Origin of the sequence: Bradyrhizobium altum, from assembly GCF_020889705.1 — a bacterium.
Taxonomy (GTDB): domain Bacteria; phylum Pseudomonadota; class Alphaproteobacteria; order Rhizobiales; family Xanthobacteraceae; genus Bradyrhizobium; species Bradyrhizobium altum.
In genome coordinates, this window is record NZ_JACMYP010000552.1 from 1 (window position 1) to 1,258 (window position 1,258).

General features: G+C 61.6%; 2 protein-coding genes. One reads left to right on the forward strand and one right to left on the reverse strand.

The features are described from left to right. Positions 1-330 (reverse strand): hypothetical protein (locus H8B02_RS47310; protein ID WP_229172516.1); only part of this gene is annotated, 330 nt, incomplete at its 3' end. A 2-nt stretch (positions 331-332) separates the two neighbouring features. Here H8B02_RS47310 and H8B02_RS47315 point away from each other — a divergent pair. After that, positions 333-1,258: IS4 family transposase (locus tag H8B02_RS47315; protein WP_229172517.1), on the forward strand; the 926-nt coding region annotated here is incomplete at its 3' end.

Genomic DNA, 1,258 nt, shown 5'->3' on the forward strand with positions numbered 1-1,258 from the left:
CACGGCATTCTCTGAATCGATGATGCGGCGCAACGTTTGAGGGCAGAAGATGGAAGGCGGTTTGGGACGGTTTGGCGACCGGCGCCTGGAAAAAGGGGGGCCGGCTTGCTGGCCCGTTTGGTCAGTGTCGGGCAATCCGGCATCAGTGTGCGTCGCGTGGGTGGCAATCGGGCTGGCGAGATGCGTATTACGCGCTTCTTGCGTAATCGGCGTGTGAGGCCGGAAGAGATGATCGCTACCGCCCGTGCGCGCACCGCGGGGTTGGTTAGGGAGCGTCATATCCTCGCGATCCAGGATACCACGCCCCTGCGCGACGATGGTAAGCAGCACAGTTGAACCTGCATCCAATGATTGCGGTAGACGCCCGCGATGGCGGGTTGCTCGGACTTGTCGATGCGGTGTTCCTCAATCACGTTGGCGGCAAGAAGTATCTCTGCAAGAAACGGCCTTTCGCTGAAAAGGAGAGCAGCCGTTGGCTCGACGCGACAAATACAGCGGCCAGCTTGGTCGCCTCTGGAGCCGCCTGCGTCACCGTCGTGGCCGACCGGGAAGGTGATATTTACGAGGAATTCGCCTGCCGTCCCGCTGAGACCGAGCTGCTGATCCGCGCTCATCATGATCGCGTGCTGGAAGGCGGAGGCACGCTCTATGACTGCATGGAAGGTATCGCTGAACTGGGCCGCGAGACGATTGATCTGCCGGCCAATCCGGGCCGGCCTGCCCGTCAGGCGGTGCTGGCGCTGCGCGCATGTGAGATCATACTGAAGCGGCCAAAACGCAACCATCCCGCCGAAGCGGCAAAACTGCCGAAGACGGTCACGCTTACTTTGGTCGAAGCGCGTGAAGTTGATCCGCCGGATGGCATAACGCCGGTGCATTGGCGATTGCTGACAACGCATAAGGTGGCCACGCTCGCGGATGCGCTCCAGATCACGCACTTTTACCGTCAGCGTTGGACCATCGAGCAGGTGTTCCGAGTGATGAAAACCAAAGGCTTCGATATCGAGGCGGTGCGTGTCGCCGAGGATGGGCCGTTCGAGAACCTGACCACCGCGACGCTGATCGCCGCCATCCAAGTGCTGCAAATGGTGCGCGAGCGCGAGGGTGCGGCTGGGCGGCCATTGCAGGATGCGCTCGACCCCGAGGACCAGCCCGCGCTGGAGGCGATTTGCCAAAGCCTCGAAGGCAAGACCGAGAAACAGAAGAACCCCCATCCCAAAGGGTCGCTAGCGTATGCCAGTTGGGTGTGCGCGCGACT